Origin of the sequence: Solihabitans fulvus (genome assembly GCF_008386585.1) — a bacterium.
Classification (GTDB): Bacteria; Actinomycetota; Actinomycetes; order Mycobacteriales; family Pseudonocardiaceae; genus Solihabitans; species Solihabitans fulvus.
Window position 1 is genome coordinate 1 of the sequence record NZ_VUOB01000214.1, and the last position, 321, is coordinate 321.

Sequence of the window (321 nt, forward strand, 5' to 3'; positions counted from 1 at the left end):
GGCCCAGGACTGCTGCGCGCGCTCGTCACGCACCGACCCGATGTGGCCGTTGTGGACGTTCGCCTCCCGCCGACGTTCACCGACGAGGGCATTCGGGCCGCCATCGAGGCCCGCGCGCAGGTGCCCGGCCTGCCCATCCTGGTGCTGTCCCAGTACGTCGAGCAGCTCTACGCCCGCGAGCTGCTGTCCGACCGGGCGGGCGGCGTCGGCTATATGCTCAAGGACCGGGTCTCCGACGTCACGCAGTTCGTCGAGGCGGTGCGCAGGGTCGCGGGCGGCCGCACCGCGATGGATCCCGAGGTGATCTCCCAGCTGCTGGCC

Annotated in this window: 1 protein-coding gene; it reads left to right on the forward strand. The window is 72.0% G+C overall.

Annotation, left to right across the window (positions count from 1 at the left end; genetic code table 11):
• Nucleotides 1–321, forward strand: a 321-nt coding sequence (locus F0L68_RS41370; RefSeq protein ID WP_149855374.1) for a response regulator, incomplete at both ends; no start/stop codon positions are given.